This is a genomic window from Streptomyces sp. 891-h (assembly GCF_022760275.1).
GTDB classification, from domain to species: Bacteria; Actinomycetota; Actinomycetes; order Streptomycetales; family Streptomycetaceae; genus Streptomyces; species Streptomyces spirodelae.
Genome location: NZ_CP050693.1, coordinates 6823352 through 6838184 on the forward strand (window position 1 = coordinate 6823352; position 14833 = coordinate 6838184).

At 73.0% G+C, this 14833-nt stretch carries 17 protein-coding genes; 9 read left to right on the forward strand and 8 right to left on the reverse strand.

All coding sequences use genetic code 11. The features are described 5' to 3' along the window. Positions 1-66: 66 nt before the first annotated feature. The 3 genes from bioD to bioB are packed head-to-tail and all read right to left on the reverse strand — an operon-like array spanning position 67 to position 3257. Positions 67-813, reverse strand: coding sequence for a dethiobiotin synthase (gene bioD, locus HC362_RS30160; protein ID WP_243087328.1), 747 nt, complete (start codon positions 811-813; stop codon positions 67-69). A gap of 13 nt (positions 814-826) precedes the next feature. Then, positions 827-2179, reverse strand: a complete 1353-nt coding sequence (locus tag HC362_RS30165) for an adenosylmethionine--8-amino-7-oxononanoate transaminase (protein WP_243087329.1) — start codon at positions 2177-2179, stop codon at positions 827-829. Continuing rightward, positions 2172-3257 carry a biotin synthase BioB gene (gene bioB, locus HC362_RS30170; protein ID WP_243087330.1) on the reverse strand — a complete coding sequence of 362 codons (1086 nt, stop codon included), beginning with the start codon at positions 3255-3257 and terminating at the stop codon, positions 2172-2174. Before bioB ends, HC362_RS30165 begins: the two co-directional genes overlap by 8 nt. Positions 3258-3418: 161 nt before the next feature. On the opposite strand from bioB, the gene HC362_RS30175 reads away from it, so the two are divergent. Further along, positions 3419-4603 (forward strand): 8-amino-7-oxononanoate synthase, encoded by a 1185-nt coding sequence (locus tag HC362_RS30175; RefSeq protein WP_243087331.1) that lies wholly within the window; start codon positions 3419-3421, stop codon positions 4601-4603. A 226-nt stretch (positions 4604-4829) separates the two neighbouring features. Then, a complete protein-coding gene (locus HC362_RS30180) occupies positions 4830-5261 on the forward strand; it encodes an ATP-binding protein (protein WP_243087332.1) in 432 nt (143 codons plus the stop codon). 42 nt (positions 5262-5303) lie between these two features. Here HC362_RS30180 and HC362_RS30185 read toward each other — a convergent pair whose 3' ends face one another. From HC362_RS30185 to HC362_RS30200, 4 genes are all read right to left on the reverse strand, one after another. After that, on the reverse strand, positions 5304-5966 hold the full coding sequence (locus HC362_RS30185; RefSeq protein WP_243087333.1) for a GNAT family N-acetyltransferase: 663 nt from the start codon (positions 5964-5966) through the stop codon (positions 5304-5306). A 9-nt stretch (positions 5967-5975) separates the two neighbouring features. Beyond that, positions 5976-6944, reverse strand: coding sequence for an EamA family transporter (locus HC362_RS30190; protein WP_243087334.1), 969 nt, complete (start codon positions 6942-6944; stop codon positions 5976-5978). 340 nt (positions 6945-7284) lie between these two features. Beyond that, positions 7285-7611 (reverse strand): hypothetical protein, encoded by a 327-nt coding sequence (locus HC362_RS30195; protein WP_243087335.1) that lies wholly within the window; start codon positions 7609-7611, stop codon positions 7285-7287. Positions 7612-7618: 7 nt separating this feature from the next. Beyond that, the gene (locus HC362_RS30200) at positions 7619-8266 is read right to left on the reverse strand and encodes an ATP-dependent Clp protease proteolytic subunit (protein ID WP_243087336.1); all 648 of its coding nucleotides are present in this window, start codon (positions 8264-8266) and stop codon (positions 7619-7621) included. A gap of 195 nt (positions 8267-8461) precedes the next feature. On the opposite strand from HC362_RS30200, the gene HC362_RS30205 reads away from it, so the two are divergent. After that, positions 8462-8785 carry a type II toxin-antitoxin system Phd/YefM family antitoxin gene (locus tag HC362_RS30205; protein ID WP_243087337.1) on the forward strand — a complete coding sequence of 108 codons (324 nt, stop codon included), beginning with the start codon at positions 8462-8464 and terminating at the stop codon, positions 8783-8785. Positions 8786-8803: 18 nt separating this feature from the next. Here the strand turns inward: HC362_RS30205 and HC362_RS30210 are convergent, their stop codons facing one another. After that, positions 8804-9805: a M28 family metallopeptidase gene (locus HC362_RS30210; RefSeq protein ID WP_243088883.1), complete on the reverse strand. Its 1002-nt coding sequence runs from the start codon at positions 9803-9805 to the stop codon at positions 8804-8806. Between the two features lie 397 nt (positions 9806-10202). Between HC362_RS30210 and HC362_RS30215 the strand changes: the two genes are divergently transcribed. The 6 genes from HC362_RS30215 (at position 10203) to HC362_RS30240 (ending at position 14794) form a co-directional block, all read left to right on the forward strand. Then, positions 10203-10505 (forward strand): urease subunit gamma, encoded by a 303-nt coding sequence (locus HC362_RS30215; protein WP_243087338.1) that lies wholly within the window; start codon positions 10203-10205, stop codon positions 10503-10505. 22 nt (positions 10506-10527) lie between these two features. Then, positions 10528-10839, forward strand: coding sequence for an urease subunit beta (locus HC362_RS30220; protein WP_243087339.1), 312 nt, complete (start codon positions 10528-10530; stop codon positions 10837-10839). Further along, positions 10832-12553 (forward strand): urease subunit alpha, encoded by a 1722-nt coding sequence (locus HC362_RS30225; RefSeq protein WP_243087340.1) that lies wholly within the window; start codon positions 10832-10834, stop codon positions 12551-12553. Before HC362_RS30220 ends, HC362_RS30225 begins: the two co-directional genes overlap by 8 nt. Before the next feature lie 15 nt (positions 12554-12568). Then, entirely contained in the window at positions 12569-13234 is a 666-nt protein-coding gene (locus HC362_RS30230; RefSeq protein WP_243087341.1) for an urease accessory UreF family protein, read from the forward strand. Between the two features lie 85 nt (positions 13235-13319). Then, positions 13320-14030, forward strand: a complete 711-nt coding sequence (ureG, locus tag HC362_RS30235) for an urease accessory protein UreG (protein ID WP_243087342.1) — start codon at positions 13320-13322, stop codon at positions 14028-14030. Continuing rightward, entirely contained in the window at positions 14027-14794 is a 768-nt protein-coding gene (locus HC362_RS30240) for an urease accessory protein UreD (protein WP_243087343.1), read from the forward strand. Before ureG ends, HC362_RS30240 begins: the two co-directional genes overlap by 4 nt. Positions 14795-14833: the final 39 nt, after the last annotated feature.

Consider the following 14833-nt stretch of genomic DNA (forward strand, 5'->3'; position numbering starts at 1 on the left):
CGCGGGGAACGGCGCGATCAGCCCGAGCACACCCGCACCGTGCGGACGCCGGCCAGGGGCACACCCTCAGCTCTGGGCCGTCGCGGTGCCGCCCAGCGCGGGCACCAGCCAGCCGGGCGCTTCCGCAGCGAACCGCGGCGGTGCCAAAGCGCCTGCGCCCTCGGGCAGAGCCCCCAGCAGCGGCAGCCCCGAGTACCGCGGCAGGTCCGCGAGGTTGCAGCGCTCCGCGAGCCCCGGCTCAGCGGGCATGCTGCCGATCACCAGCCCCGCGCACTCCACCCGCCGGGCCCGCAGCGCTTCGGCCGTCAGCGTCGCCGTGTTCAGCGTGCCCAGCCCCGCCTGGACGACGACCAGCACCGGCGCAGCCAGCAGCCGGGCGGCGTCCGCCAGGGTCGAGCCCTGGTCGTCGAACCGCACCAGCAGCCCGCCCGCGCCCTCGACCAGCACCAGGTCGTGCGAGGCCGCCAGCTTTTCGGCCGCTTCCGCGATCTGACCGGCCGAGACGTAGGGCAGCTCCGCGCGGCGGGCCGCCGTCTCGGGCGCCAGCGGTTCGGGGTAGCGGGCCAGTTCGGCGCCGGTCAGCGCGCCCGGCGCCGTGCTCTGGCCGCCGGCCAGCCGCAGCACTTCCGCCACGTCCCCCGGCTCCCCGGCCGGCACGCCCGTCTGCGCCGGTTTGAGCACGGCCACCGAGCGGCCGGCGCGCAGCGCGCACGCCGCCAGCGCCGCGGTCGTCACCGTCTTGCCGATCTCCGTCCCGGCCCCGGAGACGCACAGCACGCCCCTGGTGTCCGGCATGTCCGGGCTGTTCCGCATTCTCGGCCTCCCGTCAGCCTTCCCGCGCGGCCGCGCACATCGCGGCGGCGATCCGTGCGACGTCCTCGTCCTGGGTGACGTACGGCGGCATGGCGTAGACCATGTCGCGGAACGGCCGCAGCCACACCCCGGCCCGTACGGCGGCCCGCGTCGCCGCGGCGAGGTCCACCTCGTGGTCCAGCCGTACGACGCCGATGGCGCCCAGCACGCTCACCTCCCGCACCCCCGGCAGCCCGGCGGCCCCGGCCAGCCCGGCACGCAGGCCCTCGCCCACCCGCCGCACCTCGGCACGCCAGTCCTGGGAGAGCAGCAGATCCAGCGAGGCGCCCGCGATCGCGGAGGCCAGCGGGTTGCCCATGAACGTCGGGCCGTGCGCCAGCACCGGCACCGAGCCCCTGGCGATCCCGCGCGCCACGCGCGGTGTGCACAGCGTCGCTGCCATCGACACATAGCCGCCGGTCAACGCCTTGCCGACGCACATCACATCCGGGGTGACACCGGCGTGCTGCGCGGCGAACAGCTCCCCGGTACGGCCGAACCCGGTCGCGATCTCGTCCAGCACCAGCAGTACACTGTGCTCGTCGCACGCCTCGCGCAGCGCCCGCACATACGCGGGGGAGTGGAACCGCATCCCGCCGGCACCCTGCACCACGGGCTCGACGATGACGGCCGCCAGCTCGTGCGCGTGCTGCTCCACCATCTTGTGCAGGTGGGCCACGTACTCCTCGTCGGGCTCCGCGGCGAAACCCGCAGGCGGCGCCTCGGCGAAGACCTGCACGGGCAGCGCACCGGACCACAGATGGTGCATACCGCCCTCCGGGTCGCACACCGACATCGGCTGCCAGGTGTCCCCGTGATAGCCGCCGCGCCAGGTCAGCAGCCGCCGCTTCTCCGGCCGCCCCAGCGAACGCCAGTACTGGAGGGACATCTTGACGGCCACCTCGACCGAGACCGAGCCCGAGTCGCTCAGGAAGACGTGCTCCAGGTCGCCGGGCGAGATCTCGGCGAGCCGCGCTGCCAGCCGTACGGCGGGCTCGTGGGTGAGCCCGCCGAACATCACATGGCTCATCCTGCCGAGCTGGTCACGCGCTGCCTTATCGAGCACCGGGTGGCCGTAGCCGTGGATGGCCGACCACCAGGACGACATCCCGTCGATCAGTTCCCGCTGCCCGTGCGCCGCCTCGGCCAGCCGCAGCCGTACGCCGGAAGCGGACTCCACCACCAGCGGGTCGCTCGTCCCCGGCATCGGCGCGTAGGGGTGCCACACATGCTGCCGGTCCAGCGTGAGGAGCGCGTCGGTGGCGCTCCCGGGCACCTCGCCCGGCTCTGGGCCGTGCGGGGTCCCGAGGGTGGTGCTCTCAGGCATTGGGCGGCAGCTCCGTCCCAGCTCCCCGCAGCCGTACGGCCACCCGCTCGTGCGGACGGGCCTGCTCCTCGCGCCGGTGCTCGGGCAGCGTGGTCTCCTCGGTGCCCTCCACCTCGAAGCCCGAGTCGGCGATCATCTCCAGATCGGCCTTGCCCGCCTGGCCCTCACTGGTGAGGTAGTCCCCCAGGAAGAGGGAGTTGGCCAGGTGCAGCGCCAGCGGCTGCAGCGACCGCAGATGCACCTCGCGCCCGGCCGCCAGCCGCACCTCCACATCGGGGCAGACGAACCGCACCATGGCCAGGATGCGCAGCGCGCGCTGCGGCGTCAGGTTCCATTCCTCGGCCAGCGGCGTGCCCTCGAACGGCAGCAGGAAGTTGACCGGCACCGAGTCCGCGTCCAGCTCCCGCAGCGAGAACGCCACATCGACCAGGTCCTCGTCCGTCTCGCCCATCCCGGCGATCAGCCCGGAGCACGGCGACAGCCCGGCGCCCCGGGCCTGCTTGACGGTCCCCACCCGGTCCTCGTACGTGTGCGTGGTGCAGATGTCGCCGTAGGTGGCCTCGGACGTGTTGAGGTTGTGGTTGTAGGCGTCGGCCCCCGCCTCGCGCAGCCGCTCCGCCTGGCCGTCGGAGAGCAGGCCGAGGCAGGCGCACACCTCGACGCCCTCGTTGCGGTCCTTGATGGCCTCGATCGTCCTGGAGACCCGGTCGATGTCGCGGTCGGTCGGCCCCCGCCCGCTGGCCACCACGCAGACCCGCTTGGCGCCCCCCTGCACACCGGCGGCCGCCGCGTCGGCCGCCTCCTCGGGCTTGAGCCAGGTGTACTTGAGAATCCCGGCCTCGGAGCCGAGCCGCTGCGAGCAGTACGAGCAGTCCTCGGGGCACAGTCCGGACTTGAGGTTGACCAGGTAGTTGAGCTTCACCCGCTTCCCGAACCACCGGCGGCGCACCTTGCCCGCCGCCGCCACCACATCGAGCAGGTCGTCATCCGTGGTCCGCAGCACCGCCAGTGCCTCGTCGCGGGTGGGCGTCTCGCCGCGGAGCCCCTTGTTCACCAGTGAGTTCAGCAGGTCGTCCATGGGCACGATCCTTGCCCATGCGACCGTGCCGGGTAATGGAGGAAGCCTACAAGACCGCTTGAGCGAGGTGTGGATGTTGTCACACGTCGACGTCCGGCATGGCAGGTTAGGTTCTATTGACTGCCAACAAACCGAACGCTCCGGCGACGAAGAGAGCCGCCATGCCCCAGGACCCCTCAGCCCGCGCCGCTGACCCCTTCGGATGGACGGCGGCGGCGCTGGAGACCCGCCGCGCCGCCGGGCTGCTGCGCACGCTCGCGCCGCGCCCAGCCGACTCGCCGCTGCTCGACCTGGCGGGCAACGACTACCTCGGGCTCTCCCGGCACCCCGAAGTCGTCTCCGCCGCCGCCGATGCGGCCCGCCACTGGGGCGCGGGGGCCGGCGGCTCCCGGCTGGTGACCGGCTCCACCGAACTCCACGCCCAACTGGAGCGGGAGCTGGCAGCCTTCTGCGGCTTCGAGGCGGCACTCGTCCTCTCCTCCGGGTACGCCGCCAACCTCGCAGCCGTCACCGCGCTCACCAACGCGCCGGGCGGCGGAGGACTGCTGGTCTCCGACGCCTACAACCACGCCTCGCTGATCGACGGCTGCCGCCTCTCCCGCGCCCGTACCGCCGTCGCCGCGCACGCCGACCCGGAGGCCGTGGCCAAGGAACTGGAGGGGCACACCGACGACGGGCCGGCGCTCGTCGTCACGGACTCCGTCTTCTCCGTCGACGGCGACGCCGCACCGCTGGCCGAACTCGCCGCCGTCTGCGCCACGGCGGGCGCCGGGCTGCTCGTCGACGACGCGCACGGCCTCGGCGTCCTCGGCGACGGCGGCCGCGGCGCGCCGTACGCCGCGGGGCTCGCGGGCAGCACCGGCACGGTGGTGACCGCCACCCTGTCCAAGTCGCTGGGCAGCCAGGGCGGCGCTGTCCTGGGACCGGCGCACGTCATCGCGCACCTGGTCAACACCGCGCGGACCTTCATCTTCGACACCGGACTGGCACCCGCGGCGGCCGGCGCCGCGCTGGGCGCCCTGCGACTGCTGCGCCGCGAACCGGAACGCGCGGCACGCACCCGCGCCGTCGCCACCGAACTGCATGCCAGGCTGACAGCAGCCGGGCTGGACGCCACCCGTCCCGACGCGGCCGTCGTCTCGGTACGCGCCCCCTCGCCGCAGGCCGCCGTGCGATGGGCCGCCGACTGCCGGGCCGCCGGGCTCCATGTCGGCTGCTTCCGCCCGCCGTCCGTCCCCGACGGCGTCTCGCGCCTCCGCCTGACCGCGCGTGGCGACCTGTCTGCTTCCGTGCTCGCCCGGGCCGCCGACACCGTGATCGCGAAGGCACCCACCACGGCCGTCTGACCCGGAGCGGGCCGTGCGGCTCCATGTGCGCTCACCTGGCAGAGTTCACCGCTTCGGGCGACAGAACTCCGCGCAAGCAGGTGGATCGGCCGCACGGCGTCGCCGGGAGTGGCACTCTGTCGCGCAGCGGTTCCGGGACGCTCTCCGTCTCTTCGCGAGGGCGGAGCGCGGGCCCGCTGCCGCGCGACTGAGGAGCCAACGGCCCCGGGAAAGGGACGGCCTCGCCATGGCAGACCACCAGGAAGCGACGCTCACCCTGCCGAGTGCGCCCGCTTCCGTCACCGCCGCCCGCAGACATGTCACGGACACCCTCGTGGCCTGGGGGCTGCCCGAGGCAGCGGACGCCGTGGACTCGCTGCGCCTGATCGTCTCCGAGCTGGCCACCAACGCCGTCCAGCACACCTTCGGCAGGTCGCCGACCTTCACCGTCCAGCTGCGGCTGGAGAGAGCCGAAAGGCTGTGCCTCGGCGTCACCGACAGCCACCCCGGCAGGCCGCGCCGGCTCCCCGCCGCCGTGCAGCAGGACAACGGGCGCGGGCTGGTGATCATCCGTACGCTGGCTGCCGAGTCCGGTGGCAGACTGCGGATCACGCCCACGCCGGACGGCGGCAAGACGGTCTGGGTCGAGCTTCCCTGGCTGCCGGTGCCGGCGGCGTGAATCCGTGCCCTGCGTCGTTCTCGGCGGTACCCCGCGCCGTGCTCAGCGCGGGACCTCCGGCGAGGAGAGCAGCACCTCGGCGCCGACCGGGGTGAATCCCGCCGCCAGAAAGGCCCGCAGGCTCGCCGCGTTCCCCGGGGCGACCTGCGCCCACAGCGTCTCGTCCGCCGGTGCCCGGGCCCGGGCCGCCGCGGCCAGCTCCCGGCCCAGGCCGGTGCCGCGCGCCGCCGCCTCCACCTCGACGGCGACCTCCCAGCGGCCCGCGACACCGCGTCCGGTCAGCACCGTCCCGCCGTCCGCCGCCGTCCATACCCGCACATCCGAACGGTGCGCCAGGGCTCTGACCACGCGCGGATGGGACTGGTCCGTGGTCTCCACCAGCTCCCGGGCCGCGGCGGTTCCGTGCCCGGCGGTGCCCCTCCCGGGCGGGAGGGCGAGCAGCACGTCGATGCTGCCCGCCTCCCGGCCGGTACGGGCGCACAGGGCCGTCAGGAACGGCGGCCCGAGCGGAGCGCCGAGGTCACCCGGCGGGACCTGGCGCCGTATCCACTCGGGTGGCACATCGGCGAAGACGACCGCATGGCCGGTGAGCGCCAGCACGCCCGCGTCACGCGGTGACGGCTGCGGCAGTACGGTCAATCCGCCGTCGGCGGGCGGGAATTCGCCTCGCGCGGCGGCTTCGAGGATCTTCGCCAGCTCGTCCACCCGTGGAGCCTAAGCGGTCCGCGCCGCCTCGGCACGGGTGAGGAAGACCACGGCGCTCAGCAGCACCAGCGTGCCCACCACCATCGGCACCGTCAGCCGTTCGCCGAGCAGTCCGACTGCCAGCACCGCCGCGCTGACCGGCTCGATCAGCATGACCACCGAGGCGGTGGCGGCACGTACGACTGCCACACCGGCGAAGTAGAGCGGGTACGCCAGCGCCGTGGGCACCGCGCCCACGTACAGCAACAGCAGCAGCACCCGCAGCGGTTCACCGGAGTGTGGCCAGATCCCCTCGGCCACCGCGAACGGCAGCAGGACGACGGCGCCCACCCCGAACGACCACGCGGTGAGGGTGAAGGAGCTCTCCGCCGGCCCGGCGCTGCCCACCCACCGGGCCAGCAGCACCGAGCCGGCGAACGCCGCCGCGGACAGCAGCGCGAGGGCCACACCGCCCAGCCGCACCTGGCCGCCCCCGTCACCCAGCACCAGCACGGTCAGCCCCGTCAGCGCGGCGGCGACGGCACCGGCGCCGCCCCGGCCGGGCCGCTCGCGCAGCGCGGGCCAGGCGCCGAGCGCCACGAACACCGGTGCACCGCCCAGCGTCACGATGGTCGCGACGGCCACTCCGGTCGCCGGTACGGCGGCGAAGTACGCGGTCTGGAAGACGGCCAGCAGCAGCCCGGTCGCCAGCCGCAGCGCGAACCGGGACCGGGGCAGTCCCGGGCGCAGCCGGGGTGCCGTGGCAACGCCGCGCGGACGCAGCCGCACCAGCACGGCGCGCCCGGTCAGCAGCAGCGCCAGCCCGCTGACATAGCGCCAGAAGGAGGCGGCGACAGGGCCCAGATCGCTGGAGGAGAAGAGGAGATCGATGGCCGCGCCAGTGGTGCCCCAGGTGGCACCGGCAGCGGCGAGGAACAGCAGCCCACGCCCGACGGGCAGGCCGCAGGAGCCGGCGGAACCGGCGGAAGATGTCGACAAGAGTGCTCTCCGCGCAAGGAGGGTCGGATGGTGGTCCCGTCCGCGGGCACCACCGACCCCCGCGGCGGACGGTCATCCGTCCGTCGCGGCAGTCGCGCGTGGCCGCCCGCCCTACGCGGTGGGCGGGGAGAGCGTCAGCTTCGCCGAGATCATGGTCGGCACTCTAAGCACCCGGTCCGACAGTCGTCACCTGGATTTCGACCAGTGCCCCGAAGCGGCGCGGGGAGCTGCGCGCCCAGCCGGAGAACACCCCGCAGTCCGCGACGGCCGGGCAGGGGCACCCCCTGCCCGGCACAGGCGAGGCGGGGCGGGACTGGGCGGGGAAACCTTCCCCCGCGGTCTAAGACTTCTCACCGGGCTTCGGGTCGGGCGGTCCGACCAGCCCGGCCCGCCGCTCCCCGTCAAGGACCCGCAGCGCCCGCTCCAGGGTGGCCGCGTGCAGTTCGTTCTCCCCGCGCTCGTGCATCACTACGAGCGCGTCCCGCAGTCGTGCCGCCTTGCCGACCAGGCCCTGTGCGGCACGCAGTCCACCGTAGGTGTCGCGGCCGCGTGCCGGGTTGATGCGGCCGAGCAGGTCCAGCACCTCCAGATAGGCGTCCACCACCTCGCACTCGGCGCGGGTCAGCGCGGGGAGCGGTGGCAGCTCCGGCGGCCACTGGCGGTCCATCCGTGCCTCACCGCCGCACCGGCGAGACGGGCGCCGTTTTGCGGCTGGTGGTGAGCCGGTCGATGAGGCCGTACTCGACGGCCTGCTGGGCTGTGAAGATCTTGTCGCGCTCGATGTCCTGGCTGATCTTGTTGCGCGGCTGTCCTGTGTGGCGCTCGTAGAGCTCCTCCAGCCGTTCGCGGGTCCGCAGCAGTTCCTGGGCCTGGATCTCCAGATCGGTCGCCTGGCCCCGCAGCGGCTCGTGGAGCGAGGGCTGGTGGATGAGGATGCGGGCGCTCGGCAGCGCGAGCCGCTTGCCGGGCGTTCCGGCGGCCAGCAGTACGGAGGCGGCGGAGGCGGCCTGGCCCAGGCAGACGGTCTCGATGTCGCAGGAGACGAATCGCATCGTGTCGTAGATCGCGGTCATCGCCGTGAACGAGCCGCCCGGCGAGTTGATGTACAGCGAGATGTCCTGATCGGGCGCCGCGTGTTCGAGGTGGATGAACTGTGCCATCACGTCGTTGGCGGAGGTGTCGTCGATCTGGGTGCCGAGGAAGACGATCCGCTCCTCCATCAGCTTGGAGTACGGATCCATCGTCCGCATGCCGCTGCTGGTGCGCTCGGTGAACTCGGGCAGGACGTACCGGGCCGTCGGGGCTGTCGGCTGGTTCCGCATGGCGTCGCACTCCGCTCTCGGGCGAGAAAATGTACAGGACGTACAGAACGTACGGGGAGCAGCCTGCCACGGCCGGCGCCCAACGTCCCCCCGAGCAGGGCGGATTCCGCTGAAGGCGAAGCGGGGGCAGTCGGCGAGAAGAGCCCGTGATACCGCTCTGACCTGCGGTTTCGTGCTCGCCCCTAGAATGGCGGCATGGCTTACGAGATTCCGGTGACGCAGGCGCGGGCCGAGCTGGCGGATCTGATCAATCGGGTCGTCTACGGCGAGGAGCGCGTGGTGGTCACCCGGCACGGAAAGCCGCTCGTCGGACTGGTTTCCGCCGCCGACCTGGAGCGCCTGGAGGCCCTGGACGCCGCCGAGCGGGAGCAGCCGGAGTCCGAGGAGATCATCAGCACCGTCTCCGGATTCCGGGAGATCGGCCAGGGCGCGGTGCCGCGCGAGGCGCGGCGGTTCGGGATCGCCGCCGAACACCGCGGCCCGGCCGCCGGGGAGCGGCGGCCGGGCCGGGAGAACTGAGCCCCTGCGGGCCGAAGGTCAGGAGCTGAGCTTCCAGACCGCGTGCGCGATGGCGTCGCTGTGCAGGTCGAGCACCTTCTCGTCGATGTTCGAGGTGTCGTCGCAGGCCGAGTGGTAGCACGGGTCGTACGGTCGGCCGGCCTCGCCGCCCCACTTGGCCGCCTGCGCCTGGGTCTTCCGTTCGCCCGCGCCTGTGAAGGTGCCGCCGACGGTGACGCCCGCCTGCTTGAACGGGGCGTGGTCGCTGCGCCCGTTGGTCTCCTCGGACGCCTCCGTGGACACGCCCTTGGTGCTGAACCAGTCCTTGAAGACCGACGCGACAGCGGCGTCGTCGTCATAGACGAAGTGGCCCGCGTTGGGGGAGCCGATCATGTCGAAGTTCAAATAAGTGTCAATCTTGCCGAGTTCGCCCTTCGACAGGCTCTTGACGTAGTGGGCCGAGCCCACCATGCCCCGCTCCTCGGCTCCCCACCAGGCGAACCGCAGATGCTTGGCGGGCTTCAGATCCGCCTTGGCGACGGCCAGCGCGGTCTCCAGTATCCCCGCGGAGCCCGAGCCGTTGTCGTTGATGCCAGGGCCCGAGGTGACCGAGTCCAGGTGGGAGCCGGCCATGACGGTCGCGTCCGTGCCGCCCTTGGGCCAGTCGGCGATCAGGTTGTAGCCCGTGGCGCCACCGCTGGTGAACCTCTGCACGGTGGTTTTGAAGCCGACGGCGTCCAGCTTCTTCTTCACGTGGTCGAGGGAGGCGCGGTAGCCGGGGCGGCCGTGGGCGCGGTTGCCGCCGTTGGCCTCGGCGATGGACTGGAGGTCTTTCAGATCCCGTTGTACGGCGGCGACGTCGATATCGGGCGCCTCGGCCGCCCTGCCGCCGGAACTGCCGCCGCTCCTGGGGTGGTCGGCGGTGCCTTCGGGGTCCGCCTGCGCGGCTGCGCCGCCCGCGCCGAGCAGGGCGAGTGCGAGCACGGTGCTCGCCGAGGCGGTGAGGGCAGCACGGCGCTGGTGTCTGTGGTGTCCGCGTATCACTGCTGAGCTCTCCGATGGTGTGGGGGTGGTGGGGGGTGGGTTGCCGGGTGCGGCAATGCCGCCCGGAGCGGCGGCTTGGTGTGCGATGCCGGTACGCACTGGGGGCATCCGGTCCGGCGCGTGCGGCAATTTTTGACGCGGACATGAGACTGCTGCGGGCGCTCCGGCCCGTCAAGAGCGCATACCGGACAGGAAGTTACGGAGAGCGGAAGGTCATCGCCCTGAACGGGGCCGGACCACGCCCGGTGAGTGTTAACACCGGCGAAACGGCGCTGCCGTAATGTCCGGGGAGTTGGCGGCCCCATGGCATGTGTGTGATACATCTACCGGGCGTGTGTCGTCGCAGCGAGCGTCCCGGCATCCCGGGCCCGGCGACGACGATGAGGTGGAGAGTATGCAATTGACCCCCCATGAGCAGGAGCGGCTGCTCATTCATGTCGCGGCGGACGTGGCACAGCGGCGCAAGGACCGCGGACTGCGCCTGAACCACCCCGAGGCCGTCGCCCTCATCACGGTCCATGTCCTCGAAGGCGCCCGCGACGGGCGGAGCGTCGCCCAGCTCATGGAGTCGGGACGGGAGGTCCTCACCCGCGACGACGTCATGGAGGGCATTCCCGAGATGCTCCACGACGTCCAGGTCGAGGCGACCTTCCCGGACGGCACCAAGCTCGTCACCGTCCACGAGCCCATCTCCTGACCGCGCCGACGAGGAGTCGCCCATGATCCCCGGAGAGATCCACTACGCCGAGGGACCCGTGCCGCTCAACGCGAGCGCCCAGGTCACCCGGCTGACCGTGCTCAACGCCGCCGACCGGCCCGTGCAGATCGGCTCCCACTACCACTTCGCCGAGGCCAACCCCGCCCTGGACTTCGACCGCGAGGCCGCATGGGGCAAGCGGCTCGGCATCGCCGCCGGCACCGCTGTCCGCTTCGAGCCCGGCATCCCCGTCGAGGTCGCCCTCGTCCCCATCGGCGGCAAGCGGATCGTCGCGGGGCTGCGCTCGGCAGCGGGGGGCGCCCTCGATGCGTGAACTCTCCCGTGCCGAGTACGCCGATCTGTTCGGCCCCACCACCGGCGACCGGGTGCGGCTCGCCGACACCTCGCTCTTCGTCGAGATCGAGGACGACCTCTCCGGCGGGCCTGGACGCGCCGGCGACGAGGCGGTCTTCGGCGGCGGCAAGGTCATCCGCGAATCCATGGGCCAGGCGCTCACCACCCGCGCCGAAGGCGCCCCCGACACCGTGATCACCGGCGCTCTCGTCCTCGACCACTGGGGCGTCGTCAAGGCGGACCTCGGCATCCGCGACGGCCGCATCACCGCACTGGGCAAGGCCGGCAACCCCGACACCATGGACGGCGTACACCCCGACCTCGTCATCGGCCCCGAGACGGAGATCATCGCGGGCAACGGGAAGATCCTCACCGCCGGCGCCATCGACGCCCACGTCCACTTCATCTGCCCCCAGCTCGCCGACGTGGCGCTCGCGGCGGGCATCACCACGCTCGTCGGCGGCGGCACCGGGCCCGCCGAGGGTTCCAAGGCCACCACCGTCACCCCTGGCGCCTGGCACACCGCGCGCACCCTGGAGGGTATGGACGGGCTGCCGGTCAACGTCGGTCTGCTCGGCAAGGGCAACACCGTCTCGCGCGCCGCGATGCTCGCCCAACTGCGCGGCGGCGCCGTCGGCTTCAAGATCCACGAGGACTGGGGGGCGACCCCCGCGGTGATCGACGCCTGTCTGTCGGTCTGCGACGAGACCGGCGCCCAGGTCGCCATCCACACCGACACCCTCAACGAGGCCGGCTTCGTCGGCGACACCCTCGCCGCCATCGCCGGACGCGGCATCCACGCGTACCACACCGAAGGGGCCGGCGGCGGGCACGCGCCCGACATCATCACCGTCGTCGCCGAGCCGAACGTGCTGCCCTCCTCCACCAACCCGACCCGGCCGCACACCGTCAACACCATCGAGGAACACCTCGACATGCTGATGGTCTGCCACCACCTCAACCCGGCCGTGCCCGAGGACCTCGCCTTCGCCGAGTCCCGCATCCGGCCCAGCACCATCGCGGCCGAGGACACCCTGCACGACCTCGGCGCCATCTCGATCATCTCCTCCGACTCGCAGGCCATGGGCCGCATCGGCGAAGTGGTGCTGCGCACCTGGCAGACGGCGCACGTCATGAAGGAGCGGTACGGAGCTCTCGCGGGCGACGGGCGCGCCGACAACCTGCGCGCGAGGCGCTATGTCGCCAAATACACCATCAACCCGGCGCTCGCCCAGGGCATGGACGCCGAGATCGGTTCCGTCGAGGCCGGCAAGCTCGCCGATCTGGTGCTGTGGGACCCGGCGTTCTTCGGCGTCAAGCCGCAGCTCGTGCTCAAGGGCGGACAGATCGCCTACGCCCAGATGGGGGACGCCAACGCCTCCATCCCCACCCCGCAGCCGGTGCTGCCGCGCCCCATGTTCGGAGCCAAGGGCCGCGCCCCGGGCAGCAACTCCGTCAACTTCGTGACGCGGACCGCGCTGGACGACGGGCTCCCCGACCGGCTCCCGCTCGCCAAGCGGTTCGTCGCCATCCGCGACACCCGCCCCGTCACCAAGGCCGATATGCGCAACAACGACGCCCGGCCCGAGGTACGGGTCGACCCCGACACCTTCACCGTCACCATCGACGGCACCCCGGTCGACCCGTCACCCGCCGAGACGCTGCCCCTGGCCCAGCGGTACTTCTTGTTCTGAACGGAGGTCCGCACGATGGCTGGTGCAGCCGCACTGCTGTTGCTCGCCGACGGCCGGTTCCCCGCAGGCGGGCACGCCCACTCGCAGGGTGCCGAGGCCGCCGTCAAGGCGGGCCGGGTGCACGACGCGGCCACCCTGGAGGAGTTCTGCAGGGGCCGACTGCACACGGCCGGGCTGACCGCGGCGGCCCTCGCCGCCGCGGCCGCGGCCGGACACGACCCTCTGGTACTGGACGAGGCGGCCGATGCCCGTACTCCCTCGCCCGCGCTGCGCCGTACCGCTCGCAAGCTGGGCCGGCAACTGATGCGCGCGGCCCGGGCCACCTGGCCGGGGCCGGAACTGGACGAGCTGGCCGCAGCCCGCCCGCAGGGCGTGCACCAGCCCGTGGTGCTGGGGCTCGCGGCCCGCTCGGCGGGGCTCGGCCCGCTGGAGGCGGCGCAGGCCTCCGCGTACGAGAACGTCAGCGGGCCCGCGACCGCGGCCGTCCGCCTGCTGAGCCTCGACCCGTTCCACGCCACCGCCCTACTGGCCCGGCTCGCGCCCGAGACGGACGAGGTGGCCCGGCGTGCCGAGACCGCGGGCAGGGGAGCGGTCGAGGACCTTCCGGCCGCCTCGGCGCCGCTCCTGGAGATCACCGCCGAGCAGCACGCGACCTGGCCGGTACGCCTCTTCGCCTCCTGACCCGGAATCGCTCACCGGACTTGTTCCGACCCGGACTCGCCCTGACTCGACTTGCTCTGACTCGACTCGACCCCCGGAGAAACCCGTGCACCTCGATCACTCCCACACCGGCCACCCCGAGCGGTACAGCGCCTCGGCGGCCCTGCCGGACGGCAGCCGCCGCGCGCTTCGCGTCGGTCTCGGCGGGCCCGTCGGCTCCGGCAAGACGGCCACCGTCGCGGCGCTCTGCCGCGAGCTGCGCGACCGGCTCTCGCTCGCCGTCGTCACCAACGACATCTACACCCAGGAGGACGCCGCCTTCCTGCTGCGCGAGGCTGTGCTGCCGCCGGAGCGGATCGCCGCGGTGGAGACGGGCGCCTGTCCGCACACCGCGATCCGGGACGACATCTCCGCCAACCTGGAGGCGGTCGAGGACCTGGAGACAGCGCTGTCCGCCAAGGGGGCGCCGCTCGATGTGGTGCTGGTCGAGTCCGGGGGCGACAACCTGACCGCGACCTTCTCCAAGGGGCTGGTCGATGCGCAGATCTTCGTGATCGACGTGGCCGGCGGCGACGACATCCCCCGCAAGGGCGGCCCCGGCGTCACCACGGCGGACCTGCTGGTCGTCAACAAGACCGATCTCGCCCCCTATGTCGGCTCGGACCTGGAGGGCATGGCGCGGGACGCGAAGCAGCAGCGGGGCGAACTCCCGGTGCTCTTCCAGTCGCTGCGCGGTGAGCCGGGGGCCCGTCCGGTCGCCGCGTGGGTGCGCGAGCAGTTCACCGCCTGGACGGCGCGGGCGGTTGCGACGGCATGACGGCTCCCGCCACGGGTGTCAGCGCCCGCGCCCGGATCACCGCCGTACCCGACGGGCGGGGTGGCACAGCGCTGCCGTCGCTGGCCGGCGGGGGACCGGTGGCACCGCGCCGCACCCGTTCGGCGGACCCGGCAACGGCCCGGGTGACCCTCGTCGGCGCGATGAGCGCCCCGCTGGGCGGTGACCGGATCACCATCGAGGCACGGGCCGAACCGGGTGCCGCGCTGCGGATCGACGGCAGCGCGGCCACCCTCGCGCTCCCGGGCCGCACGGCCGAACCCGCCCGCTACGACGTGCACCTGGAGGTCGGCGAGGGCGGGCGGCTGCACTGGCTGCCCGAGCCGCTGATCTCCGTACGGGGCAGCGAGCTGCGGCAGCACCTGAGCGCCGAACTGTCGCCCGGCGCCCGTCTCGTGCTGCGGGACGAGCAGGTGCTGGGACGCGCGGGCGAGGAGTCCGGCCGGTTGCGCACTCGCCTGACCGTGCGCCGCGGCGGGCGCCCGCTGCTGGACCAGCAGCTCGATTTCGGTCCGGGCGCGCCGGGTTGGGACGGTGGCGCGGTCCTCGGCGGGCACCGGGCGGTGGGGCAGCTGCTCGTGGTCGGCCCGGAGCAGGCCCAAGAGCCCCTCCCGGCACGGGTACTGGGCGATTCGGCGGTCGTGACCCCGCTGGCGGGGCCGGGGGTGCTGGTCACCGCCGTCGCGCCGGACGCGCTCCGACTGCGGAGAGTGCTCGACTCCGCACTGACATTCACTTCTTGGTAAAGAACGATCGCCTGCACTGTCCCTTACCGCCGACGACGA